The organism is Brucella sp. H1_1004 (assembly GCF_047308065.1).
Lineage (GTDB): Bacteria > Pseudomonadota > Alphaproteobacteria > Rhizobiales > Rhizobiaceae > Brucella > Brucella pseudogrignonensis_B.
This window is the reverse complement of sequence record NZ_JAYKZA010000002.1, coordinates 1986658-2009975: the sequence shown is the minus strand read 5'-3', so window position 1 is coordinate 2009975 and position 23318 is coordinate 1986658. Positions and strand designations below refer to the sequence as shown.

Sequence of the window (23318 nt, the reverse complement as noted above, 5' to 3'; positions counted from 1 at the left end):
AATTAATTCGCTGCTTTCAACCGTTTCCGCTCATTGGCGATAAGCCAGAGATTGCGGATATAGACGATCAGGCCAAAGCCTTGACCGGCGATGAAGACCGGGTCTTTGCGTTGAATAGCGTAAACCAATAGTAGCACGCCGCCAATGAGCGAGAAGAACCAGAACGCCACTGGCATAACGCTCTTTTTTGCTTTTTCAGATGCTAGCCACTGCACGACAAAGCGCATGGTAAAGCAGGCTTGCGCGACAAAGCCCAAAATGATCCAGCCATCCCACTGTGCTACGAACACATCGTGAAGCCACTGGGACATGCTGGTGAAAATATCAGTCATGGGTAATCTCCGTCACGCGCGGCACCACCTTGCGGCGCTTGCGCAACCACCAGACGCCATAAAGGTCGAGAATGCCGCGCAGCCCACGGTCGAGAATGCCGTAGTTGGATTTTCCATGGCGCCGTTCGCGGTCAGTGACATCGATATGAACGACATCAAAACCTTCACGCAAAGCGAGCGCAGGAAGATAACGATGCCAGCCGTCAAAGAATGGCAGCTGGCGGAAGAGATCGGTGTGTAGCGCCTTGAGGCCACAACCGGAGTCGCGGGTTTTGTCCTTGAGGATTGCACCGCGCAGATTGTTGGCAAAGCGCGAGGAAAGCTGTTTGAGTTTGGTGTCGGTGCGCTTGAGGCGCTGACCGGCAGCAATGCCAAAAGCAGGGCCAGCATTGATGAGAGCGTCGGCAAGTGCCGGCAGATAGGCAGGATTGTTCTGCCCGTCGCCATCCATTGTCACGACAATCTGGCCACGCGCTGCGAAAACGCCCGAGCGCAAAGCAGCACTTTGGCCGGATGAGCGATCATGGCGGATATGGCGTAGCGGCTTGCCTGCATGGATGCGGCCAGCCAACACATCGCTGGTAGAATCTGTTGAGCCATCGTCTACGACAATGACTTCATAGGCTCGGCCCAGCATAGCGCTATCGACTTCATCGAGCAGAAAAGCGAGATTGTCGGCTTCGTTGCGGCAGGGGATGACCACAGAAATCGTCGGTGTTGACAAGCGGAGTTCCTTCATTCCTTGCGCATTTACCGTAAATCAGTGTGCATAATATCTCAGTACAGGTGCCCTGTAGTGCGCAAGGCGGGCTCCATACCATTGATTGCCGGGCAAACCAAGTGTTTCAAGAAATCGTGAGCTTGACCAGTTTTTCAGGATATCAGCTGCTTTTAGCCGGACTTGTTGTCAGACGGAAGAGCTTGCGCGAGCCAATTCAGAAAATTCTGCGTCACTTCTTCTCGGTTTAAGTCGTTGAGACTCTCGTGGCGAGACTCGGGATAGACTGTGCAGGTTACTTTGATAAAGCCCATGGCCTGCATTCTGTGTGCAAGCTTTCGGGTGGCTTTGGCTTTGTCTGTTGTAGGGTCTTCGCCGCCGCCAACAAGATTAAATGGCAGATCACGACGGATATTTGCAAAATTGCGGTCGGTTGCTCCCGCCTTCATCATGCGGAATACGTCGATCCATAAGGCGACGCTTGCATCAAAGCCACAAAGCGGATCGTTGATATAAGCTTCAACCTCTGAAGCATCGCGCGATAGCCAGTCAAACGCGGTGCGATGGTTGGGGATAGCGTTGCCCCAAGCCCGAAAGGTGAGCTTGGGCAAGATCGAACTTGGGACGTCTGAGCCTTTCAGCATGCGCTCGATTTTCAGAATTGCCATCGCCGCGCTGTTCTCAACGCCTCCGTTGAAGTTGGCATTCCAGATGGCTGCAGCATCGATTGTTTCTGAGTGCACGAGCGTATAATTGAGCGCGATCAGTCCGCCCATTGAATGTCCGAACAAAACCACCGGCAAGCCAGAGTGCGAGGCATGAATATGGCGGTTTAGGGCAAGAACATCATCAATTGCCACTCTATAGCCGTCTTTTTGCGCGAATATTCCTCTTGGCGCATATGCACCAATATTGGCGCCATGCCCGCGATGATCGTGCGCATAGACATTATAGCCTGCTGCGTTGAGGGCCATAGCAAACCGCTCGTAACGGGCTGAATGTTCTGCAAGTCCGTGGCAGATGTGCAGCGCAGCCTTTGGTGCAGCAATCAGCGATTGCCGAAATGGCAATTCGATTCCGCCATTAAGCGGCAAGCGATGGATGGTTTCAAACGACATAAAAGCATCTGAATTTATGCTGCGCAAATAGTCAAATGCTCTTTTGGTGGTGTCGCTTAAAAAGGCATCCAGAGGTTGAGTGAATTAAATTTAGGCAAATGCAATTTTTAAGCAAATTCCGCTTGAAAACCGCAGAAACCTAGGCAAATCTATCTTTAACGGGGATGTCGACGGAGTTTTGAAGGAAATCCAGAGGCGTTGAATTTAGGTATTAAGGCATAACTAGCAGGCCATTCGGTGAAAGGGAGGATACTTTCCCGAGTGGTGGCCAGAGGGGAAACCGGGTGACGGAAATATCCGCGCCCGGTTTCATTTTGTTTATAAGCTTTTCAAGCTGAAGTTTGCGCGATCATATTTGCTTCCGCGCGCTATTTCGCCTACATAGCCAGCAGAATTTTTCCTTGCGGTTCGGCGAATGGCCGTTCACGCTTTCTAACTCGTGGAGACGACGCGCTTTATGGCACGCCAATTCATTTATCATATGTCCGGGCTGAACAAGGCCTATGGTGCTAAAAAGGTTATCGAAAACCTTCATCTGTCGTTCTATCCGGATGCGAAGATCGGTATTCTTGGTCCTAACGGTGCCGGTAAGTCGACGATCCTCAAGATCATGGCTGGTCTCGACAAGGATTATACCGGTGAAGCCTGGCTCGCTGAAGGTGCGACTTGCGGCTATCTTGCGCAGGAACCGCATCTTGATCCGGAAAAGACAGTTCTTGGCAATGTCATGGAAGGCGTAGCTGACAAGACAGCTATTCTCGACCGTTACAACGAACTGATGATGAACTATTCTGATGAAACCGCTGACGAAGGTGCGGCTCTTCAGGACGTCATCGACAGCCAGAACCTCTGGGATCTCGACAGTCAGGTTGAAATGGCGATGGAAGCTCTGCGTTGCCCGCCTGCTGATGCCGATGTTACCAAGCTTTCGGGTGGTGAGCGTCGTCGTGTTGCACTGTGCAAGCTGCTTCTTTCGAAGCCTGATCTGCTGCTGCTTGACGAACCGACCAACCACCTTGACGCTGAAACTACCGCTTGGCTGGAAAAGCACCTGCGTGAATATGAAGGCGCAGTGCTTCTCATCACGCACGATCGCTACTTCCTCGACAATGTTACCGGTTGGATTCTCGAGCTTGATCGCGGTCGCGGCATTCCTTACGAAGGCAATTACTCTGCCTATCTGGAAGCCAAGTCAAAGCGCATGATTCAGGAAGGCCGCGAAGAAGATTCGCGTCAGAAGGCACTTGAGCGCGAACGTCAATGGATTGCCGCAAGCCCGAAGGCTCGTCAGTCGAAGTCGAAAGCGCGTATTAAGGCCTATGACCAGCTGGTTGAAGCTGCCAACAATCAGCGTCCGGGCGATGCCCAGATTCTGATCCCGGCCGGTGAGCGTCTTGGTCAGGTTGTTATTGAAGCTGAAGGTCTGACCAAATCGTTTGGCGACCGTATGCTGATCGAAAACCTCACCTTCAAGCTGCCTCCAGGTGGTATCGTTGGTGTTATCGGTCCAAACGGTGCCGGTAAGTCGACACTGTTCAAGATGATCACCGGTCAGGAAAAGCCGGATTCTGGTTCGATCCGCATCGGTGACACCGTTCATCTTGGTTATGTCGATCAGAGCCGCGATCACCTCGACCCGAACAAGAATGTCTGGGAAGAAATTTCTGGCGGTAACGACATTATCAAGCTCGGTAAGTTTGAAATGAACTCCCGCGCTTATTGCGGTGCGTTCAACTTCAAGGGCGGTGATCAGCAGGCGAAAGTCGGCAATCTCTCCGGCGGTCAGCGTAACCGCGTTCATCTTGCCAAGATGTTGCAGGCAGGCGGTAACGTTCTGCTCCTCGATGAACCGACCAACGATCTTGATACCGAAACGCTGGCAGCGCTTGAAGATGCGCTCGAAAAATACGCTGGTTGCGCCGTTATCATCTCCCACGATCGTATGTTCCTTGACCGTCTTGCGACACATATTCTTGCATTCGAAGGCGATAGCCATGTTGAATGGTTCGAAGGTAACTTCGAGGATTATGAAGCGGACAAGGTTCGTCGTCTCGGACCTGAAAGCGTCAATCCAAAGCGGGTTACCTACAAGCCGCTGACGCGCTAAGAAAACAAAGGCCGGTGCATCGCACCGGCCTTTTTCATTTTTTGGAGTGTCCCGTGAAAGACTGGTCTGCACAGCAATATCTGAAGTTTGAAGATGAGCGCAGCCGCCCGGCGGTTGACCTTCTGGCGCAGATAAAGATCGATAATCCGCGTAAGGTGGTCGATATTGGTTGTGGACCGGGAAATTCTACTGAACTTCTGGTTCAGCGCTGGCCAAATGCAAAAATCTCGGGATTTGATACATCGCCAGATATGATCAAGAAGGCGAAAGTGCGTTTGCCGCGAGTGGACTTCGATGTTGGTGATCTCACCAAATTTGTGCCAGATACCGAAACCGATGTGCTATTTTCAAATGCTGTTTTTCAGTGGGTTCCTGATCACATTGAGCAGATGCAAAGGTTACTGTCCGAGCTTCAGACCGGTGCTTATCTGGCAGTGCAGATGCCGGATAATATGTCAGAGCCAACCCATATTTTAATGCGTGAAGTCGCCAAAACCGGGCTATTTAACGCTATAATTGGCGATAAGGGTAGGGCACCACTGCCATCAGCGACGGAATACTATAACGCTTTGATTAAGCATGCGTCCCACGTCGATATCTGGCATGTGATTTATAATCATCAATTGGCTGATGTGGATGCAATCATTGAATGGGTGAAGTCCACTGGGCTGCGCCCGTTTCTCGATCCATTGAATGATGAGGAGCAGCGCGAGTATCTCAAAGCGTATAAGGCACGACTTGAAGCGTTCTATCCAACGCTGAATGATGGTCGTGTGCTGCTTCGTTTCCCGCGCATTTTTATTGTTGCACAGAAGTAATCGGAGAATTACGCGTCCGCTTTCTCGTCATCGTCTGCGGTGACAAGCCGTGTAGCGCGCCATTCGGTGAGCTTCTTATTGATTGCATCCATGACAAAAAAGCGTGCTGAATCTTTATCGTAGCCATCATCACGCAAAGCGTCATAGTCAGTATGCGCGTGCCGGACATGTGCAACTGTTGCTAGCCAGACAGCTATAGATGGTGGGAGAGATTTCATATGCGGAGCAAGTGCCGCTGCACGGATTGGTTCTGAATCGGAATAGGGAACTGCGGGGAGCAAAAGCGTAAGCGATTTTGCAACTGCCTTCTGGCGCTCGGTGCTTGCACCCATGGCTGTCTTCCTTTCCGGCTTTCAGCGCGATTTGCAACAAGCATACTCTGCTTATTAAATCATTCAAACTGCTACTGGAGCTTCATGGCAGTTTTACTGTGCATGGGTGCGTGAAAATTACTTGCGCGATTTACATAATTCACATAAACATATCTTTATATGTTTTAGATTGTGGAGGTTGCGTATTGCGTTTGCAACTCGATCAGCTGGTGGATGTTTTAAAAGCGGTGGCTGAACCAAGCCGTCTGCGCATACTTGCGCTTCTTTCCAGAGGCGATTTGACCGTATCGGACCTGACCACAATTCTTGGTCAGTCGCAGCCACGCGTGTCACGGCATCTCAAGCTGCTTGGTGAAGCCGATCTTATTGATCGCTATCAGGAAGGCGCATGGGCGTATTTCCGTCTGTCGGATAATGCTGTTTGCGGCGAAGTTGCGCGCAATCTTCTGTCAAAGCTCGATGGTGCCGACACCTTGCTTGAACGGGATATGGAGCGGCTTTCGCAAGTTAAATCCAGTCGCCAGGAAAAGGCTGCAGCCTATTTCAGTGCCAATGCTGGTAGCTGGGATGAAATCCGCAAGCTGCATGTGTCGGAAAGTGCTGTTGAGGTCGCTCTCAGGGGTATCATCGGCGACAAGCCATTTCAGGCGCTGCTTGATGTTGGGACTGGTACTGGCCGTTTGTTGGAGCTGTTCTCACCGCTTTATTTGCGTGGGCTTGGCATTGATATTAATCGCGACATGCTGGCTGTGGCGCGTGCCAATCTTGATTTGGCATCGGTTGCCAATGCGCAAGTGCGGCAGGGTGATGTCTATGCGTTGCCTGTCGAGCGCGAGAATTTTGATCTGGTGACAATCCATCAGGTTCTTCATTTTCTTGATGATCCACTGGCTGCAATTCGGGAAGCTGCGCGTGCATTGCGTCCGGGCGGTCGGTTGCTGATTGTTGATTTTGCCCCGCATCGGCTTGAGTTTCTGCGCGAAGAGCACGCGCATTTACGGCTTGGTTTCAGTGATGAGCAGATGCTGGGCTGGATGAAAGAGGCAGGACTGGAACCTGCAAAAACAACTGAGTTGGCGCCAAAGGCTGCAAATGGTGACGATGGACTGACGGTGAAGCTTTGGCTTGCCCATGATCCGCGTTTGCTGATTGCTGATCCGGTACCGCGCAATGCAAGCATGACGGAGACAGTCTGATGGGCTTTTATGGTCTTTCCCGCCGATCTGATATCGGCCAGACCACCCGGGTATCGTTCGAATTCTTCCCACCCAAGTCGGAAGAAATGGAACAGCGCCTGTGGGAAACGGTAACGCGGCTTGCGCCGCTTGAGCCTGAGTTTGTCTCCGTGACCTATGGTGCAGGTGGTTCGACGCGTGAGCGCACGATCCGCACTGTTGCGCGTATCTTGAAAGAAACGGATATTCAGCCAGCGGCACATCTCACTTGCGTGGATGCGACGCGTGAGGAAGTGGATCGCGTTGCGCAGGAGTTTGCAGCGCTTGGCGTCAATCGGTTTGTAGCGCTGCGTGGTGATCCTGCCAGCGGCATTGGCGAGAAATATGTACCGACACCAGGCGGTTATCAGAACGGCGCTGATTTGGTCGGTGGCCTGCGTAAGCTTTCTGATTTCGACATTTCTGTTTCGGCTTACCCGGAAAAGCATCCTGAAAGCCCGGATTTCGCGACTGACATCGATATGCTCAAGCGTAAGGTCGATAATGGTGCAACGCGAGCAATCACGCAGTTCTTCTTTGATAACGATCTTTATGAGCGTTATGTGGAGCGTGTGCGTCGAGCAGGCATTTATATCCCGATTGTTCCGGGTGTCTTGCCGGTGCATAATTTCAAGCAAGTCAGCAATTTCTGCGCGCGTTCAGCTACCCACATTCCGGCATGGCTTGCGGAACGCTTTGACGGGTTGGATAAAGACCCGCAGACCCATCAGTTGGTTGCAGCCGCAATTGCTGCCGAGCAGGTTATGGACCTGATTGAGCGTGGCGTGCAGGATTTTCATTTCTACACGATGAACCGCGCTGATCTGCCATTTGCGATTTGCCATATGATTGGCATTCGACCAAAAGCCGAGCCTGCGCTTGAAGTTGCATGAAATGAAAAAAGCCCGGTTTTAAACCGGGCTTTTCTTTCAGTAAGACACATCAGTTCATCCTCAAAAACTGATGTCGTCTAATGGCTTAGGCTATCCCTCATTCAGGGAATGACGCCCGCTATCAACGCTGCAACAAATGCAAATGCTGCACAGATCATGAGGACGTTCAAAGATCGAGTAAGTCCCATCGGTCTGTCTCCTTCTATGCACCCGACGAGCCAATGACTGGTCGAATGCGCGCTGGTAGAGAACCTGAATTTAAGCGCAAAACGGTTTAAACAAAAGAAGATTTCTTGCTGCAATATGCGGTGATGGCGAAAAAAACCTTCTGTTTAACACCTAAGTCTCTGAAATTTTTACCTGAAAAATTTGTTCACATTTCATGAAAAAGCCATGAAACTGCCAATTTTGAAGATGGCTTTTGCTGTTTTAGCGGATCAGAGCCAGCAAACCGGAGAGAGTCAGCACTGAAAGAACAGTCGAATAAAGGATGACATTCGACGTGATGGCAGCCTCGCGACGATAGTGTTCAGCCAGCATGAATGGGCCCGTTCCGGCAGGAAGGGCTGCAAGCAATGTGGCGCTTTGCGCAAGATGCGTCGGGAGATTGAAAACGTAAACCGCAAGCAACCATGTAGCCAACGGCATGATAATAAGTTTGACTGAGACGAGGAAGGCGATGGCATTGACGCTGTCGCGCTCAATCTTGCGTGGTTGTGCCAGGAATAGGCCAAGCGCAACCAATGCGCAAGGTGAAGCGGCGCCGCCCAGCATTTTTAAGAAGGTTTCGGCGGGGGCGGGAATGGTGATGCTGGTCACCGGTATCAATGCGCCCAGAAACGGTGCTACCAGGAGCGGATTACGCATCAGAGAGCGCGCAACTTTCCAGATAAGGTGCAGCGGTTTTTTCTCTGTTTGGAGACCGATCTCGATCAGCACAATTGCAAAAGCAAAAGTCACGCAGACAGTGATGATGATTGAGATCGTCGTTGCAGCGAGAACACCGGAGCCAAACGCAATCATCGAAAGCGGGATGCCCATATAGCCCGTATTCGGATAGGCGGCATTCAGGCCGTCGAGCGCATTATCCGCGAGAGAAAGCTTGCCGCGAAGACGAACAAGAAATGGAAGTACGAAAGCAATGGCGCTGCTGAGCATAAACACGCTGATAAAGCCGGGTTGCCAGAGATCGCTGCCATGGGTGTTGGCCATAATATCGAAAAGCAGGTCGGGCAGGGCGAGATAAACAACGAAGCGGTTGAGTTCTGCTATTGCATGCGGGCCTAATATTTTCAGCTTGAACGCCAGCCAACCTGAAAAAATCAGGCCGAATACGGGAAGCACGACGATCAAAGTGGAAAACATGACGAGATCAACTTGCAAGGGGAATGCAAAAAGGCGCGGAGGTGGTCCGCGCCTTCGAGTTCTTCAATATCAGAGCTTTTCGAGCAGCTCCGGTGTTGGCCAGGAATCGGCAGGCATGCCTAAACGCAATTGTTCGGTGCGAACAGCATCGCGGGTCAGTACGCCGAAGACGCCGTCGATCTTGCCCATGTCGTAGCCACGCGCCTGCAACTTGGTCTGGAGTTCTTTCATCTGTTCCTGTGTCAGGCCTTGGTCAGGATTGCCAGCATTAAAGGCTGGAGCACCTGCAAGACGGGTCGCGAAATAGGCAGCTGTCGTTGCGTAAACAATCGACTTGTTCCATTCAACGAAGATGTCGAAATTTGCATAAGATAAGAATGCCGGACCTTTGCGACCCAACGGCAGCAGCAGGGATGCATCGCCATCATCGGGGCCGAGTGGACCATTAAGGCCGGTTACACCGTGTTGCGCCCACCACGAATGCGGCTTGCGATTGGTGCGGATGGATTCTTCCCAAGGGAGATCCTGCGTGATGCGCACTTCTTCAAGCCAAGGCTCGCCGCGCTTCCAACCGAGCTCGGAAATCATACGGCCAGCGGTCATCATCGCATCTGGAATGCTATTCTTCAGATCGACCTTGCCGTCGCCATCGCCGTCAACGCCGCGTTCCAGATAATCCTTCGGCAGAAGCTGCATCATGCCGATTTCGCCAGCCCAAGCGCCGGTTGTGGCAGCATCAACAACGCCTGTATCGAAAAGCTTAAGCAGTGCGATCAATTGCGGGCGGAACAAGTCTGGACGGCGGCAATCGTAAGAGAGCGTTACCAGTGCATTCAGCGTATCGAAATCGCCCTGAATGGCGCCGTAATCGGTTTCCAGTCCCCAGAAGGCTGCGAGAACCGGGCCGGGTACGCCATAGGCTTCTTCGACCTTCTTGAAGACATCAGCATGTTTGGCGAGATTGTTCTGGCCATTCTTCAGGCGCGCTTCGGAAATCAGGCGCTTGGAAAAATCGGTGAAGGTGAGGTTGAAAACCGTCTGCTTGCGGTCGCGATCAAGAACTTTCTGCTCGAGCGTCGCCTTGTGCAGTTCAGCAATACCCTTTTCGCCGACACCTGCTTCGCGTGCTTCTTTGGTCAGATTGTCCATCCACTGACCAAAGTCGATTTCGCATTCTGGCTTTGGCTGATTAGCCGTGTCTGTTGCGGCAGACGGGGCCGGAGAAGCGAGAGCAGGGGAAATTGCAGTTGATGCCAGTAAAGCGGCAGCCATCACTGAAGCGATAAGTTTCATCGAGAGAACTCACAATTAAAGAGGGAAATAACGTCCCCATTTGTTTTTCAACCTATTGCCTCATCACGTCATGGAAATGAAGCGAAACTTAGTGTGAGCTTCCGTTTATCGTTGAGTTAACGGACCTTGTTGCTTTCGAGCCACTTTTTCCATGCTGCCGCGCTGCCTGCAAAGACATTGATGTCTGCATCACCTTTGATGCCGGGAATGGTACCGGTGCCAGTATATTGCCAGAATGTCCACGGATGGGGGCCGTATTTCTCCGTCGGATGACCGGCAGTGGAGCGCAGCCAGAACGGATAGCCGCTCAACTGGTTGAGGTTATTCTCATCGAAGAAGTCGACAGTCGTGTAAATGATTGGGCGTTTGCCATAATGCTTTTCAACGGCATCAAGAAAAATCTTCATTTCTTTGCGCACGACGACTTCATTCGGCCTCAGTTTGCACGAGGGCGAATGTGCATTCCATTCCATGTCGAGTACGGGCGGCAAAGCGTTCGGATCGCGAGGCACATTCTGGATATACCAGCGCGCTTGTTCTATTGCAGGGCGGCAGAAATAATAGAAGTGATAGGCGCTGCGCGGAATGCCAGCTTGTTTTGCGCCGTTCCAGTGTTCAGTGAAGCGATCGTCGAAGCGGTCGCCGCCTTCTGTTGCTTTGATGAAGGCGAAGGAAATACCGCTGCGCCGGACTGCGTTCCAGTCGACATCGACCTGATATTTGGAAACATCGGTGCCATGGATTGGATAATGCCACGGTGTGCGGCCAGTCCATTCAAACGGTTTGCGATCACCAAAACGCGGCGCGTTAATCGTGCCGGATGGTCGTGCCATTTGCTGCATCGAATTGCCGGATTTTTTAACGTCGGCGAAGTCGTAATCGACTGTCGTACAAGCGGACAGAAGAAACGCCCCGAGGGCAAGAAAGCAGCGGCTGGCGGTAGCGTTCATACGATAGTCCCGGTGTCGCGAATCAGTCTTGATTAGGGTTACGCGATCCCGATGCTGACGTCATCAGTCGGCGGGCAAAACTTTGCTCGATATATATTGTGTCGCAGGTTTAGGGCGTTTTGCGGATAATAGCGATCCATGCAAAGTCGCGGTACAGGACTTTTTTCTGCAAATGAGCGCCTTGTTCTTTTGCAAGCTGCTCTGACACAGCAAAGAGGTTTTCGCGTGGAGTCACATGGAACCAGTTAAGCCATGTGAAAAGGGCATTTTTGAAAAAGCTTGGTAGGTGTTGCTGATCGCCAAAATCGACAATATGCATTTCTCCGCCGGGCTTTAAGTGCTGGATGCTTTCAGCAATAGCCGATTGCCATTGCGGGATCATCGAAACCGCATAGGAAATGAAGATACGGTCGAAACTGTCTACATTGAAAAGTTTGACTGGATTGAAATGTGTTGCATCAGCACGTTCTAGTTCTATGCGTTCCGCAATTCCGGCTCTCTTTGCAGCTGCTTGAGCGGTATCGAGCATCTCGGCTGAAATATCGATGCCGTAGAGTTTTGCGGTGGGGTAGGTCTTCGCGGTTTTTACCAGATTACGTCCCGTACCGCAGCCTATTTCCAATACGCTGCCGCCTTGAGGAACGTTGAGGCCCGCAATCATTGTATCGCGACCGAGAAGATAATATTTGCGCGTCGCGTCGTAGAAGTATCGTTGGTGGCGATAGACGCGGTCCATCAGGCTCGCGTGGTCTATGCCGCTGCTCTGTTTTTGATGGGCGCTCATATTATGCGTCTTTCAGAACATAAAGGTGAAAGCCGCCATAGATGGAAGAGCGGTCGCGGTTATGCAAAGCACGAGATTGTTCTGCACAATAATTCCAATGGTCGAGTATTGAGACATCTACACGTCCCGGCAGCAAGCTTGGCTCGGCTGCTGTGCGGAAGATAACGCGGGCACCGGGTGCTGCCGTGCGCGTGATTTCGCTCCAGAGTGCGTTGAGTTGTGCGTCGTTCATCCAGTCTTGCGCGTCAAGTAAGATATAGCGATCCACCGACGAAGCAGGCTTCTTGGCGAGAAATTCCGTATAATTGGCATTGCGCACGCTCATGCGATCACCGCGCGTGCGTACAGTGTCGAAGTTTAGGCGAGAGAGATAAGGCGGCAAAGGGCCGGTCTCGTCGTTATTGCTATAGCCGCGTCCAAACGCCTGCCATGCGAAATAGTTTTCGCTGAGAGGGAAGGCGCAGGCAAGCTTTTCAAGCCGTGCACGGAGAACGAGGGCCATGTCGCCATTTCCGGCTGTTGCCAAGGCATCATATTGCTGTGGCGGAATGCCAAGGCCAAACAGTGATGATTTGCGCGCTGTGGCCCAGCGCACCATGCGTTTTTCAAACAAGGGTGCTAGGGCAGTATCAAAGAACGTGCGCTGTTCTTCCATGGTGCGTGCTTTGAGAATGTCGCGCGGGTCAATGCCATAAAGACGGGCAACGCGATGGCCCATACCAATGAAAACGCCAAGCAGGCCATGGCGGTAGAGATCGCGTGAGAAAATCGAGATGCGCTTTTCCCAGTAGGCTCGGCTTTCGTTATCAAGATGCGGTTGGATGAAGCGCTGATAGGCTGCAAGATTGGCTTTGTCATCGGCTTTTCCATAGAAGCGGTAGAATGTTGCGTAGTCCGGCAAGTGCTTGAGTGCGGCGAGTTTCAGGCGATTAAACGCGACGTGGGCGCTGTTCAGGTCAACCGCTTCGACGGAAGCTGGATCGGCCGTCAGATAGGAAAGTGCGTTGCAGCCGCCTGACGCGATAGTCACGATGCGATGCCCCGGTTCTATGGAAAGTGCTGCCATATCGACTTCCGGGTCTTCCCATATCTGCGGATAAACCAGCCCTTTAAACAGCCAGGCAAACAGTCTTTCCGAAGCACCGTCTTTTGAGAGCGCGTTGTTTTGAGTGACTGCACGCTTGAGGATCGTGTCGTTCGTACTCTGCGTTTTCATGCCATGTTCCCGGTTCCTGCGGTGCCAAATCACTGGCGAAGCCAGACGTGTTTGGCAGAGTTAAACATCATCGGGTAACAGGCGCGTGACGCCGAAAATTATGGTTAGTCCTTTGTTAATATGGCGGTTTGTTACCGCTCGTAAAACTAATTGAGAGAACCTTTTCGCATGCTCGCCGTTTCGTCCTGAGATGTTGGCATCGTCAAAACATCGCTTGGAAATAGCGCTGGGGACAAAAGCGTAATGTGACGAATGTCTTATGAAGGTGATTGGCCATTAAGGGGTCAGTCACAAAAAACCAGAGAGCGTTGGCTATATCCCCGCAACGCTTCAACTTAGGGTAAGGAGAGCCACCGTGAAGAAGTTTTTGATCACTTCAGTTGCTGCCGTATCGTTTTTGAGTCTTGCAGCTTGTAGCGACAATTCAAAAGATTCCAGTAACGCTCCGGCAGCGCCGGCGCCTGAAGCGCCAGCTGCACCGGCAGCGCCGGCTAATAACACGACAACGACTCCGGCTACCCCTGAGCCAGCAACACCGACGCCTTCAACGCCAGGTACAACCGGAACTCCGCCTGCAAACTAGCTTGCAGTGATAGTCACGTGAATGCCCACGGTATTCACAGAATTCAGATAGCGGTCCGTTTTCGGGCCGCTATTTGCCTCGAAGGGAACGGAACGAGTGACAAATTCTGCGATTGTTGAAAACAAAGATGAGGTGAGCGCGTTTTCAGTGTTCAAACGCCGTCTGACTTCGGTTATGTCTTTTGTCATGAGCCGTAATTTCTTGTTTTTCATTTCTGCTATTGTTCTTGTTGCGCTTGCTGCCTGTGGCAAAGGTGCAGAGGAACAGGCAGCCGCGCCGACACAGTCGGAACAATCGACATCTGCACCTGTTCAGCAAGCGCAGGAAGGCCCTAATCTTATAAAGGCGCTGGAAGATAATTCCGGTGTTATGACACCCGAACAACAGGCTGTAGCCATTGAGCGTGCGCGCAGCAACGCGGAAGCCGCAGCCAAAGCAGTCGGACAATCCGAGCAACAGGCGCAGGCCGCCGGTGAAGCCGCTGCGAGTTCCGCGCAGCGTTCTTTTTCAGAACGTCAGCCCCAATAACTATTTTGTTTATTGCTAAATTATTGTTTTTTCGTCGATTGTCGCGAGTTGTTGTTTCCAGCCTTTGCGGAATTCTATAGAAACGATTCATGTCGATCTGGGTTCAAATCGGTGATTTTTTCACCTCTATAACGCTCAGCGCTATTTCCAGCGTGATTGAAGCTGTGCGAACAGTTTTCGAAGGCGATGCAGACACGCGCAGACGCGTTGCTTTTTCCATCGCCATGATTGCACTGTCGGCCAAGATGGCTAAGGCTGATGGTGTCGTGACGCAGGATGAGTTTCGCGCGTTCCAGCGGATTTTCTCCGTACCCGAAGAAGAACATGCGCATGTGGTGCGCCTTTATAACCTCGCGCAGCAGGACGTCGCTGGTTACGAGAGCTATGCGCGTCAGCTTGCGGGGCTTTGTCGCGAAGGCGATGAGAATTGTCATCTACTCGAAGATATTCTCGACGGACTGTTTCATATAGCGACCGCTGACGGCTATGTGCATGAAAAGGAAATGGCGTTTCTTTCGAACGTTGCCGAAATTTTTGGTTATGACGAACAAGGCTTTGACCGCATCGCTTTCCGGCATGTCAGTCGCGGCGAGGGCGACCCCTTTGCCATTCTCGGTTTGGATCGTGGTGTTTCTTTTGAAGAAGCGCGCAAAAAATATCGCGCGCTGGTTAAGGAACATCATCCAGATAGGCTTTTTGCAGAAGGCCTTCCGCTCGAATTCATCAATATTGCAAATGCGCGCCTCGCTGCCATCAACAGTGCTTGGGCCAGTGTCGTGAAGCAACTGGAGGCCGCATGAGTGGTTCAGATATCAAGCCGTCAGATGACTTACCAGCGCTTGCATTGGAAAAGCCGGATTATCCGACCGCTACTATTGATGCCTCGCCGAACTTCGGGCTTCGCAAAGATGGTAAGACGCCGACTTATCTGATCCTGCATTATACGGGGCTGCCGACAGCAGAGGAGGCACTTGAGGTTCTCAAGTCTCCTGAGCGGGAAGTTTCAGCACATTATCTGGTTCATGAAGATGGACGCGTTGTGCAGATGGTGTCTGAAAAGGCGCGTGCATGGCATGCAGGAAACAGCTTCTGGAAAGGCGAAACTGATATTAATTCGGCTTCCATCGGCATTGAGATCGTCAATCCGGGCGTTCTTGAAAACTATCCGCCATTCGCTGAGCAGCAAGTCGCGTCGGTTATCGAACTGTGCCGCAGTATTTGCTCACGCTACGGAATCCGCCCCGAAAACGTGCTTGCGCATTCAGACATAGCACCAGAGCGTAAGACTGATCCGGGGCATAACTTCCCATGGAAGCAACTGCATGAAGCAGGTATTGGTCATTACATCGAGCCAACGCCGATCCGCGGTGGACGCTTTCTCGCGCGCGGCGAACACGGGCAACCCGTTGAGGCTTTGCAATCGATGCTTGCGCTTTACGGATACAAAATCGAGATCAATGGCGTGTTCGATGAGGCCACTGAGATCGTGATTAAGGCCTTTCAGCGGCATTTTCGGACACAAAATGTGGACGGTGTAGCCGACGTATCTACTATAGATACCCTCTACAGGCTTATTTTTTCGCTGCAAAATGTTACTGCGTGAGTATCGCCATTTTTTAACATGCTCTGGGACGCAGGATTCATATTTCTGTAGTAATTTCATTAAATTAGACCGGAAGTCGTGCTGATTATTGATCTTTTTTCCCTGATGCGTGCATCACGAAATGTGACAGTGTTTATTACAACCTGTAAGACTATTTTACTTCCCCCACCAATCTTCGGCTGCATTTCCCCAGCACATGATCTGCCATTCCCGGCGGTGATGAGCGTGTGAAATGCTTGTTGAGCGGGATCAAAAATAAAACGGCAATGCTGCCCCCAAGACCAGCAAAGCCCATAAATACGATCCAAGACGGTAGGTTATGAAGTCAAAATTTGTAGTTGTTTGCGCCCTCATTGGCGCCATGAGTTCTTTTGGTCTAAATTCTGCGATCAGTGCGCCGGTAAACGAGCCAACCAATCTCGCAGATCTTCTGAAAGCCCGCGCTCAAAACAAGGCTGTTGAAGCCAACAAGTCAGAAAAGGCTTCGCGTTCCGCACGGTCAGAAACAAAGCAGGCCGCGAAAAAGGCTTCTGTGATCACCAAGCGTGCTGCACCCGCTGCAAAAAGTGCAAAGCGTTCCAAGGCACGTTCTGATGCACCAAAGTCCGCAAAGGTTAGCGGCAAGGCTTATTCGCAGATCATCAATCGCTATGCATCAACCTATGGTGTGCCATCGTCGCTGGCGCATGCCGTTGTTCGTCACGAGAGCAACTTCCAGCCAAATGTTCGCGGCAAGGCTGGTGAAATTGGTCTGATGCAGATCAAGCTCTCGACGGCGCGTGGTCTCGGATACACGGGTTCTGCAAAGGGTCTCTACGAGCCTTCAACCAACATACAGTTTGGCATGAAGTATCTTGCAATGGCTCAGAAGCTTGGCGGCGGCAGCACTTGCGGCACGATCCTTAAGTATAATGCCGGTCATGGCGCAAAGCGTATGAACCCAACCTCTGCAAAATATTGCAGCTCAGTTAAGTCCTATATGGCTGGTCTGTAACATCTGAATTTATGTTGTCGGTCGCGTAGAGTTTCAGGCCGATGATGTGAACGAAAAGCCGGTAGTGGTTTTGCTGCCGGCTTTTTTGTTGTGTGGAGATTTTTGCGAAACACGGTTCCCACTTTGTCCGATCATGCTATATACGCGCCGTCAGTCGGTCGGGCAGCCGCGCTTGTCATATGTCGAAAGACGGCAGGTGAGGAAAGTCCGGGCTCCATGGAAATACGATGCCGGGTAACGCCCGGCGGGGGCGACCCCAGGGATAGTGCCACAGAAAGTAAACCGCCCCGTCTTCCGTACCGCTTGTTTGAGCGGCAGGGATGACGGGGTAAGGGTGAAAGGGTGGGGTAAGAGCCCACCGCGCCGGTGGTAACACAGGCGGCACGGTAAACCCCATTGGGAGCAAAACCGAATAGGGACGGCGCGCCGGTTCGTAAGGACCGGCAATCAGTTTCCGGATCAGTCGTCCGGGTGGGTTGCAAGAGGCGGGTGGCGACATCCGTCCCAGATGAATGGCTGCCACGTTGGACGAAAGTCCGGCCATACAAAACCCGGCTTATAGACCGACTGACACTTTATTCTTTCTCATATGTCTTTGATCGCAGGAAACGGATAGTTGTGTTCACGTTGCCTATCTATTGCGGAGCTTCCTAATAAAGGAGGTTTCCATGTCGATCTTAAAAGATAAAGTCGCAATTATTATCGGTGCGTCGTCGGGTATAGGGCGCGCTACGGCAATGCTTTTTGCCGCGCAGGGTGCAACTATCGTTCTAAATGCCCGCAATGAGGCGGGGTTGGTGTCAGTAGCCCAAGCTATCAAAGAGCTTGGCGGTGAAGCATATTATGTGGCTGGTGATGCTTCACGAGCTGAAACGCATGAGAAACTCATAGGCGTTGCGCAAAGTGAGTTCGGTCGTCTTGATATTGCTTTTAATAATGCTGGCACTGTCGGTCCTATCGGGCCTTTTGCAGAAACAAGCCTTGATGATTGGAACAAGGTGATTGCCGGAAATTTGACATCGGCATTTCTCGGAGCGAAATCGCAGATACCATCCATGCTCAAGTCCGGCGGCGGTTCGATCATTTTTACATCAAGCTTTGTTGGCACCAGTGTCGGAATTCCTGGAATGTCACTCTATGGTGCTGCAAAGGCTGGGTTGATAGGATTGGTGAAGGGCATCACGGCAGATTATGGCGCGCAAGGCATAAGAGCCAACGCGCTTTTGCCGGGCGGTGTCGATACGCCGATGGCAGGCAGTGATGCGCAGAAAGAATGGGCGGCGAGCCTCCATGCAATGAAGCGGATTGCGAAGCCTGAAGAAATTGCTCAGGCGGCACTCTTTCTTGCGGGTCCAATGGCGAGCTTTGTTTCCGGCTCAGCGCTTTATGCTGATGGTGGTAATTCAGCTGTCAAATAAAAAAATAGTGGCTTTCCGGGTTGGAAAGCCACTGTGCCAGATCAAATGGGTGCGCCTGTGAAGAAGTCATAAATAAGCTTCATGTTCAAAACGACAATGATTGCGGCGGTAATAGCCGCAAGAGTTGTTACCCAGCGCGGTGCCACCAGTGCGCCCATTTTTTTCTTTTCTGCTGTAAACATCACAAGCGGAATGACAGCGAAAGGCAATTGTAGGCTGAGCACAACCTGCGACAGGATGAGAAGCTCGCTGGTTCCCTGTGATCCATACATGATTGTAACGATTGCGGCTGGAACTATCGCGACAAAGCGTGTGATAGCGCGACGCAACCAAGGCTTCAGTTTGATATCGATGAAACCTTCCATCACGATTTGACCTGCCATCGTTGCAGTGATGGTCGAGTTAAGGCCACAACACAGCAAAGCAATTGCGAAGAGTGTTGGTGCCAGCGCTGAACCAAGCAGCGGATTGAGCAAGGCATGGGCCTTGTCCAGGTCTTCGACGCCGGTATTTCCGGTTGCGTGGAAACTTGCGGCAGCGAGGATCAGAATGGAAGCATTGACCAGCAGAGCAAACGTTAACGCAATGGTGGAATCAAGCGTGGCATAGCGGATTGCCTCGCGCTTTTCGAGTATTGTTTGGCCATAGTCACGGGTCTGGATGATGCCAGAATGCAGATAGAGATTATGCGGCATGACCGTCGCACCAATGATGCCGAGTGCAATATAAAGCATATCTGGATTGCGCAGGATTTCGGTGGTTGGTGCAAAACCACGGATAACATCACCCCAATTTGGGTCTGCCATCAAAATTTGGATCAGGAAGCAAATTGCAATGACAGCCAGCAGCGCAATGATCAGCGCTTCAACACGACGAAAGCCTTTGTTTTGGAGATAGAGCACCAAAAGCACATCGGCGGCTGTGAGGATGACACCGATTTCAAGCGGGATGCCAAACAGCAGGTTGAGACCAATTGCCGTGCCGATGACCTCGGCGAGATCAGTGGCACAGATGGCAAGTTCTGCCAGCAACCATAAAGGCCAGGCAAGAAAACGCGGATAGGCATCGCGGCAGGCTTGAGCAAGATCGCGTCCTGTCGCAACTGCCAGTCGGGTGCATAAAGCTTGCAGAAGTACGGCCATGAGGTTTGAAAGCAGCACGACCGACAGCAGCATATAGCCAAAGCGCGAACCGCCAGCGAGGGATGTTGCCCAGTTTCCGGGATCCATATAGCCAACGGCAACGAGATAGCCGGGGCCGAAGAAAGCCATGGCACGTCGGAGTTTAGAACCGGAGCGACTGACCCGTATAGAGCGATGAACATCTGACATCGAAGCTTCGCCGCGATCACGACGCCAGCCTTCAAAACTAACATCTTTCGCCGTGGTCGTCGTCGTATCCTGTGGGGCCATGCTTTAAGCTTCCAAAATGCAATTGCAAATTATTTGCATTTAATAATCCTGTGCGGTGATTACGTCAACGGTGTTGGGGAGAGTGCTCTTCATAACTATGTGATTGTGAAGGCTGGATATTGGATGAGTGAATTGTCGGCTAAACCGGCTCTGATGCTGCGAGGATAAGAGCAAACAAAAGTGCCTCAATTTATTGCTGGGAAAACTTTTCACACAAGACGGATTTATGAAGGTCGCGGCCAAAGGATAACGGTTCATTAAGCTTAATATCCGATAACTGTTTGAACGAATCCGCCAAATCGACACCCGTCTGAAATTGGCCGGAATGATGCGTAAAACACTGGATAGCGGGACGTGATCCCGGGAAAGGATCGTGATGATGGCTAGCCTCGGCGGAGACCAATCTCAAGCCGAAGGGGCTCAGGTCCGTCACGTTCCGGTGCTTATCTCCGAAGTGATTGACGCTCTGAAACCCGAAACCGGCAAAGTAATTGTTGATGGCACCTTTGGTGCTGGTGGTTATACGCGCTGCATTCTTGAGCAGAGCGCAAATGTTATCGCCATTGATCGTGACCCAACTGCGATTGCAGCAGGACAGATTATGGTGAAGGAGTTTGACGGCAGGCTCGATCTTGTTGAGAGCCAGTTTTCTGCGCTGGATCAAGCGGTTGAACAGGTATTGGGAGCGGGTGCCATGGTCGATGGCGTTGTTCTCGATATTGGTGTTTCCTCAATGCAGATTGATGAAGCCGAGCGCGGCTTCTCTTTCCAGAAAGATGGTCCGCTTGATATGCGCATGTCGCGCAAGGGCCCAAGTGCTGCCGACGTCGTGAACCGTCTCAAGATGGGCGATCTTGCACGTATTTTTAATTTTTTGGGCGAAGAACGTCATGCTGGCCGTATTGCACGCATGATCGAAAAGCGCCGTGAAGCACAGCCTTTTACACGCACCCTTGATCTCGCCAATGCGATTGAAGCGCTGGTCGGACGCAATCCAAAGGTGCCAATTCATCCGGCGACGCGCGTTTTTCAGGCGCTACGTATCTATGTGAATGATGAGTTGGGCGAATTGGCGCGCGCGCTGCTTGCAGCCGAACGCGTTTTGAAGCCCGGCGGGCGTCTTGTTGTTGTGACCTTCCATTCGCTCGAAGATCGTATGGTCAAGCGCTACTTTGCGGATCGTTCTGGCGGCAGTGCAGGATCACGGCATCTGCCTGCAACGCACGTGCGGTTGCCAAGCTTTACGCCTGCGGTGAAGGGCGCTGTTGGCCCAACAGCTGAAGAAGAAGAGCGCAATCCTCGCTCGCGCTCTGCAAAACTGCGTGCAGGTGTGAGAACTGAAAATCCGCCTCTTGAAGATGATTTGACGCTTTTCGGGTTGCCTAAACTGCCTGAAACGCATGAACTGGCCCGGAGTTGAACGAGTGCTGCGTACTTTTGAACTCATCATGATTGCGGCGATGCTGTTGGCAGCAACGATCACCTATACCATCAAATATGATGCGGAGAGGCAGATTTCGGTTATTGCTAAACTCCAACGTCAGATCAATTCTGAGAAAGACACGATCACGCTTCTGCGCGCAGACTGGGCATTGATGAACCAGCCGGGACGTTTGCAGAGCTTGGTGGGTGTTTATTCTGAAGAGCTGAAGCTTGAGCCAATTGAAGCGCAGCAGCTGGCCATGGGTGTCGAAGATATTCCTGAGCGTCAGCTCGATGATATTCAGAAATTGATTTCCGGCAGCGACGAACTGGTCGCAAGCGGCGTTCTGGAACCAGACGCAACCACCACCGGAAGCGTTAAGAAGAATGGAGCGAGGCACTGATCATGCGGCTGAAGCTCGGATTTTCCAAGAAGAACAAAAATACCATTGATGACGGCACCATGCCGGCTGGCAATGAAAAGCTGGCTGGCAATATGGCGTTTGTAGGTTCCCGCAAAAAACATGGCAATCGTGCGCGCAATCGTTTGTGGATGGCCATTGCCTGTTTCGTCGGTATCTACGGCGTTATCGGCGGAAAGCTCATCTATTTCGGTGTGATTGGTGGCGAAGACGATGACTCCAACGGTCCTGCTGTGCATCAGCTGGCGTCGCGCCCCGATATTCTGGACCGCAACGGCGAAATTCTGGCAACTGATATCAAGACTGCGTCGCTTTTTGCAGAACCGCGCAAGATCGTTGATCCAGATGAAACCATCGAGCTTCTTTCAACCGTCATTCCCGATCTCGATTGGGAAGCCACGTATCGCCGCCTGAAGAGCGGTGCAGGCTTTGTCTGGGTAAAACGCGGTTTGACGCCGCGTCAGCAGAGCCAGATCATGGCTCTCGGTGTGCCGGGTATCGGATTTCGTACCGAAAAGCGCCGTTTCTATCCCGGTGGTCCGACCGCGTCGCATATTCTTGGCCTCGTCAATGTCGACAATCAGGGCATTGCGGGTATGGAGAAATATATTGACAGTCAGGGGCTGAGCGATCTTCGTGCAGCAGGCATGGCCACTGCACAGTCGTTGGAACCGGTCAAGCTTTCGATTGATATTCGCGTGCAGCATATCATGCGTGATGTGCTGGTAAAGGCGGTTGAACGTTATCGCGCAATTGCAGCGGGTGCTGTGGTGCTGAACGTGAAGACCGGTGAAGTGATCGCCATGGCTTCGGTGCCGGATTTTGATCCGAACAATCCAGTGCATGCACTGGATAAGGATCGCCTTAACCGTATGTCGGCTGGTACCTATGAAATGGGCTCTACGATCAAGAGCTTCACCACGGCTATGGCGCTCGACTCTGGCAAGTTTACGCTAAACTCGAAAATTGATGCCTCGCGTCCGCTGGTTATTGGTCGTCAGACCATCCGCGACTTCCACGGCAAGGGCCGTGTGTTGACGCTGCCAGAAGTTTTCATCTTCTCATCCAATATTGGTTCGGGTCACGAAGCGAATGTCGTTGGCATTGAAGGCCACCGTGCGTTTTTGAAAAAGCTTGGTCTTCTGGATCGTATGCAGACCGAGCTTCCAGAAGTTGCGCGTCCTGTTGAGCCGCGCGTTTGGAAGAAGGTTCATTCGATGACCATTTCGTTTGGTCACGGCATGATGACCACGCCATTGCAGACGGCGGTTGGTGCGGCGGCGCTTATGAATGGCGGTAAGCTTATCGAGCCAACTTTCCTTGCGCGTACACAGGCTCAGGCCGATCAGGTCGCACAGCAGGTGATTCATCCGCAAGTCTCTGCTGACATGCGCTATCTCTATCGCCTCAACGCAACTGCGCCGGGAGGTTCAGGTAAGCGCGCAACGGTTCAGGGCTACCGTGTTGGTGGAAAGACCGGCACGGCGGAAAAGGTCGTTCATGGCCGCTATTCGAAAGATGTGCGCTTTAATGCCTTCCTTGCGTCGTTCCCGATGGATGATCCCACTTATGTGGTTTTGACCATTATTGACGAACCAAAGCCCGAAGAAGGCAAGTACAGCGCGACCGCTGGTTTGAATGCTGCACCGATGGTTGCTGATATTATTCGTCGCTCAGCAACTTTTTTGGGGGTTAAGCCCGATTTTAAACAGGAATTTGCGCCAGCAGAGTCAGAAATCGCCACCGCTGCTGCTGGATATGATTGATTCGTGTAATTGCATGTAGCGCGTGATACG

23 protein-coding genes and 1 other RNA gene are annotated in these 23318 nt (G+C 51.9%); 13 read left to right on the top strand and 11 right to left on the bottom strand.

The annotated features are described in order from the left end of the window. Positions 1 to 2: 2 nt before the first annotated feature. The 3 genes from U2P60_RS17120 to U2P60_RS17110 form a co-directional block, all read right to left on the bottom strand. On the bottom strand, positions 3 to 332 hold the full coding sequence (locus U2P60_RS17120; protein WP_413573469.1) for a lipid-A-disaccharide synthase N-terminal domain-containing protein: 330 nt from the start codon (positions 330 to 332) through the stop codon (positions 3 to 5). Further along, positions 325 to 1056: a glycosyltransferase family 2 protein gene (locus U2P60_RS17115; RefSeq protein ID WP_250038831.1), complete on the bottom strand. Its 732-nt coding sequence runs from the start codon at positions 1054 to 1056 to the stop codon at positions 325 to 327. Before U2P60_RS17115 ends, U2P60_RS17120 begins: the two co-directional genes overlap by 8 nt. 167 nt (positions 1057 to 1223) lie before the next feature. Next, complete coding sequence (locus U2P60_RS17110) at positions 1224 to 2168, bottom strand: alpha/beta fold hydrolase (protein WP_413573468.1); 945 nt, start codon at positions 2166 to 2168, stop codon at positions 1224 to 1226. A 457-nt stretch (positions 2169 to 2625) separates the two neighbouring features. Between U2P60_RS17110 and ettA the strand changes: the two genes are divergently transcribed. Then, positions 2626 to 4275 carry an energy-dependent translational throttle protein EttA gene (ettA, locus tag U2P60_RS17105; protein WP_413573467.1) on the top strand — a complete coding sequence of 550 codons (1650 nt, stop codon included), beginning with the start codon at positions 2626 to 2628 and terminating at the stop codon, positions 4273 to 4275. A gap of 53 nt (positions 4276 to 4328) precedes the next feature. Then, entirely contained in the window at positions 4329 to 5093 is a 765-nt protein-coding gene (gene tam / locus U2P60_RS17100) for a trans-aconitate 2-methyltransferase (RefSeq protein ID WP_413573466.1), read from the top strand. Positions 5094 to 5101: 8 nt separating this feature from the next. Here the strand turns inward: tam and U2P60_RS17095 are convergent, their stop codons facing one another. Next, positions 5102 to 5425, bottom strand: coding sequence for a DUF2293 domain-containing protein (locus tag U2P60_RS17095; protein ID WP_413573465.1), 324 nt, complete (start codon positions 5423 to 5425; stop codon positions 5102 to 5104). Between the two features lie 185 nt (positions 5426 to 5610). On the opposite strand from U2P60_RS17095, the gene U2P60_RS17090 reads away from it, so the two are divergent. Together U2P60_RS17090 and metF are read left to right on the top strand one after the other, a co-directional pair. Further along, positions 5611 to 6621, top strand: a complete 1011-nt coding sequence (locus U2P60_RS17090) for an ArsR/SmtB family transcription factor (RefSeq protein ID WP_413573464.1) — start codon at positions 5611 to 5613, stop codon at positions 6619 to 6621. After that, positions 6621 to 7532 carry a methylenetetrahydrofolate reductase [NAD(P)H] gene (gene metF, locus U2P60_RS17085; RefSeq protein ID WP_413573463.1) on the top strand — a complete coding sequence of 304 codons (912 nt, stop codon included), beginning with the start codon at positions 6621 to 6623 and terminating at the stop codon, positions 7530 to 7532. Before U2P60_RS17090 ends, metF begins: the two co-directional genes overlap by 1 nt. A 429-nt stretch (positions 7533 to 7961) precedes the next feature. On the opposite strand, the gene U2P60_RS17080 is transcribed toward metF, so the two are convergent. The 6 genes from U2P60_RS17080 to U2P60_RS17055 all read right to left on the bottom strand — a co-directional run bounded on the left by U2P60_RS17080 (position 7962) and on the right by U2P60_RS17055 (position 13641). Continuing rightward, a complete protein-coding gene (locus U2P60_RS17080; protein ID WP_413573462.1) occupies positions 7962 to 8897 on the bottom strand; it encodes an AEC family transporter in 936 nt (311 codons plus the stop codon). Positions 8898 to 8966: 69 nt separating this feature from the next. Further along, complete coding sequence (locus U2P60_RS17075; protein ID WP_413573461.1) at positions 8967 to 10190, bottom strand: lytic murein transglycosylase; 1224 nt, start codon at positions 10188 to 10190, stop codon at positions 8967 to 8969. 116 nt (positions 10191 to 10306) lie between these two features. Further along, positions 10307 to 11140: a GH25 family lysozyme gene (locus U2P60_RS17070; protein ID WP_413573460.1), complete on the bottom strand. Its 834-nt coding sequence runs from the start codon at positions 11138 to 11140 to the stop codon at positions 10307 to 10309. A gap of 109 nt (positions 11141 to 11249) precedes the next feature. Beyond that, a complete protein-coding gene (locus U2P60_RS17065; RefSeq protein ID WP_413573459.1) occupies positions 11250 to 11924 on the bottom strand; it encodes a class I SAM-dependent methyltransferase in 675 nt (224 codons plus the stop codon). A 1-nt stretch (position 11925) separates the two neighbouring features. Then, the gene (locus tag U2P60_RS17060; RefSeq protein WP_413573458.1) at positions 11926 to 13140 is read right to left on the bottom strand and encodes a DUF3419 family protein; all 1215 of its coding nucleotides are present in this window, start codon (positions 13138 to 13140) and stop codon (positions 11926 to 11928) included. A 330-nt stretch (positions 13141 to 13470) separates the two neighbouring features. After that, positions 13471 to 13641, bottom strand: coding sequence for a hypothetical protein (locus U2P60_RS17055; protein WP_413573457.1), 171 nt, complete (start codon positions 13639 to 13641; stop codon positions 13471 to 13473). Between the two features lie 256 nt (positions 13642 to 13897). Between U2P60_RS17055 and U2P60_RS17050 the strand changes: the two genes are divergently transcribed. The 6 genes from U2P60_RS17050 to U2P60_RS17025 all read left to right on the top strand — a co-directional run bounded on the left by U2P60_RS17050 (position 13898) and on the right by U2P60_RS17025 (position 18266). Beyond that, positions 13898 to 14251, top strand: coding sequence for an antifreeze protein (locus tag U2P60_RS17050; protein ID WP_313828523.1), 354 nt, complete (start codon positions 13898 to 13900; stop codon positions 14249 to 14251). An 89-nt stretch (positions 14252 to 14340) separates the two neighbouring features. After that, on the top strand, positions 14341 to 15051 hold the full coding sequence (locus U2P60_RS17045) for a TerB family tellurite resistance protein (RefSeq protein WP_413573456.1): 711 nt from the start codon (positions 14341 to 14343) through the stop codon (positions 15049 to 15051). Then, a complete protein-coding gene (locus tag U2P60_RS17040; RefSeq protein ID WP_413573455.1) occupies positions 15048 to 15854 on the top strand; it encodes an N-acetylmuramoyl-L-alanine amidase in 807 nt (268 codons plus the stop codon). Before U2P60_RS17045 ends, U2P60_RS17040 begins: the two co-directional genes overlap by 4 nt. A 319-nt stretch (positions 15855 to 16173) precedes the next feature. After that, positions 16174 to 16848, top strand: coding sequence for a lytic transglycosylase domain-containing protein (locus U2P60_RS17035; RefSeq protein ID WP_413573454.1), 675 nt, complete (start codon positions 16174 to 16176; stop codon positions 16846 to 16848). Between the two features lie 150 nt (positions 16849 to 16998). After that, positions 16999 to 17423, top strand: an RNA gene (gene rnpB, locus U2P60_RS17030) — RNase P RNA component class A. A gap of 93 nt (positions 17424 to 17516) precedes the next feature. Beyond that, a complete protein-coding gene (locus tag U2P60_RS17025) occupies positions 17517 to 18266 on the top strand; it encodes an SDR family oxidoreductase (protein ID WP_413573453.1) in 750 nt (249 codons plus the stop codon). Between the two features lie 41 nt (positions 18267 to 18307). On the opposite strand, the gene U2P60_RS17020 is transcribed toward U2P60_RS17025, so the two are convergent. Next, on the bottom strand, positions 18308 to 19597 hold the full coding sequence (locus tag U2P60_RS17020; RefSeq protein WP_413573845.1) for an Nramp family divalent metal transporter: 1290 nt from the start codon (positions 19595 to 19597) through the stop codon (positions 18308 to 18310). 457 nt (positions 19598 to 20054) lie between these two features. Here U2P60_RS17020 and rsmH point away from each other — a divergent pair, with 457 nt between their 5' ends. Genes rsmH through U2P60_RS17005 form a run of 3 tightly spaced genes read left to right on the top strand, consistent with a single transcriptional unit; the run spans position 20055 to position 23288 of the window. Then, positions 20055 to 21098: a 16S rRNA (cytosine(1402)-N(4))-methyltransferase RsmH gene (gene rsmH / locus U2P60_RS17015; protein WP_413573844.1), complete on the top strand. Its 1044-nt coding sequence runs from the start codon at positions 20055 to 20057 to the stop codon at positions 21096 to 21098. 4 nt (positions 21099 to 21102) lie between these two features. Further along, positions 21103 to 21504: a hypothetical protein gene (locus U2P60_RS17010; RefSeq protein WP_413573452.1), complete on the top strand. Its 402-nt coding sequence runs from the start codon at positions 21103 to 21105 to the stop codon at positions 21502 to 21504. Between the two features lie 2 nt (positions 21505 to 21506). Then, a complete protein-coding gene (locus tag U2P60_RS17005) occupies positions 21507 to 23288 on the top strand; it encodes a peptidoglycan D,D-transpeptidase FtsI family protein (protein WP_413573451.1) in 1782 nt (593 codons plus the stop codon). Positions 23289 to 23318 lie beyond the last annotated feature (30 nt).

Excerpts from the sequence above, each read along its gene's own strand:
- U2P60_RS17035 (WP_413573454.1), top strand. The coding sequence starts at position 16,174 with ATGAAGTCAAAATTTGTAGTTGTTTGCGCCCTCATTGGCGCCATGAGT.
- U2P60_RS17050 (WP_313828523.1), top strand. The coding sequence starts at position 13,898 with ATGTCTTTTGTCATGAGCCGTAATTTCTTGTTTTTCATTTCTGCTATT.
- U2P60_RS17040 (WP_413573455.1), top strand. The coding sequence starts at position 15,048 with ATGAGTGGTTCAGATATCAAGCCGTCAGATGACTTACCAGCGCTTGCA.
- U2P60_RS17080 (WP_413573462.1), bottom strand. The coding sequence starts at position 8,897 with ATGTTTTCCACTTTGATCGTCGTGCTTCCCGTATTCGGCCTGATTTTT.
- U2P60_RS17110 (WP_413573468.1), bottom strand. The coding sequence starts at position 2,168 with ATGTCGTTTGAAACCATCCATCGCTTGCCGCTTAATGGCGGAATCGAA.
- metF (WP_413573463.1), top strand. The coding sequence starts at position 6,621 with ATGGGCTTTTATGGTCTTTCCCGCCGATCTGATATCGGCCAGACCACC.
- U2P60_RS17045 (WP_413573456.1), top strand. The coding sequence starts at position 14,341 with ATGTCGATCTGGGTTCAAATCGGTGATTTTTTCACCTCTATAACGCTC.
- rsmH (WP_413573844.1), top strand. The coding sequence starts at position 20,055 with ATGATGGCTAGCCTCGGCGGAGACCAATCTCAAGCCGAAGGGGCTCAG.
- U2P60_RS17025 (WP_413573453.1), top strand. The coding sequence starts at position 17,517 with ATGTCGATCTTAAAAGATAAAGTCGCAATTATTATCGGTGCGTCGTCG.
- U2P60_RS17075 (WP_413573461.1), bottom strand. The coding sequence starts at position 10,190 with ATGAAACTTATCGCTTCAGTGATGGCTGCCGCTTTACTGGCATCAACT.
- U2P60_RS17070 (WP_413573460.1), bottom strand. The coding sequence starts at position 11,140 with ATGAACGCTACCGCCAGCCGCTGCTTTCTTGCCCTCGGGGCGTTTCTT.
- U2P60_RS17005 (WP_413573451.1), top strand. The coding sequence starts at position 21,507 with ATGCGGCTGAAGCTCGGATTTTCCAAGAAGAACAAAAATACCATTGAT.
- ettA (WP_413573467.1), top strand. The coding sequence starts at position 2,626 with ATGGCACGCCAATTCATTTATCATATGTCCGGGCTGAACAAGGCCTAT.
- U2P60_RS17060 (WP_413573458.1), bottom strand. The coding sequence starts at position 13,140 with ATGAAAACGCAGAGTACGAACGACACGATCCTCAAGCGTGCAGTCACT.
- U2P60_RS17065 (WP_413573459.1), bottom strand. The coding sequence starts at position 11,924 with ATGAGCGCCCATCAAAAACAGAGCAGCGGCATAGACCACGCGAGCCTG.
- U2P60_RS17095 (WP_413573465.1), bottom strand. The coding sequence starts at position 5,425 with ATGGGTGCAAGCACCGAGCGCCAGAAGGCAGTTGCAAAATCGCTTACG.
- U2P60_RS17120 (WP_413573469.1), bottom strand. The coding sequence starts at position 332 with ATGACTGATATTTTCACCAGCATGTCCCAGTGGCTTCACGATGTGTTC.
- U2P60_RS17020 (WP_413573845.1), bottom strand. The coding sequence starts at position 19,597 with ATGTCAGATGTTCATCGCTCTATACGGGTCAGTCGCTCCGGTTCTAAA.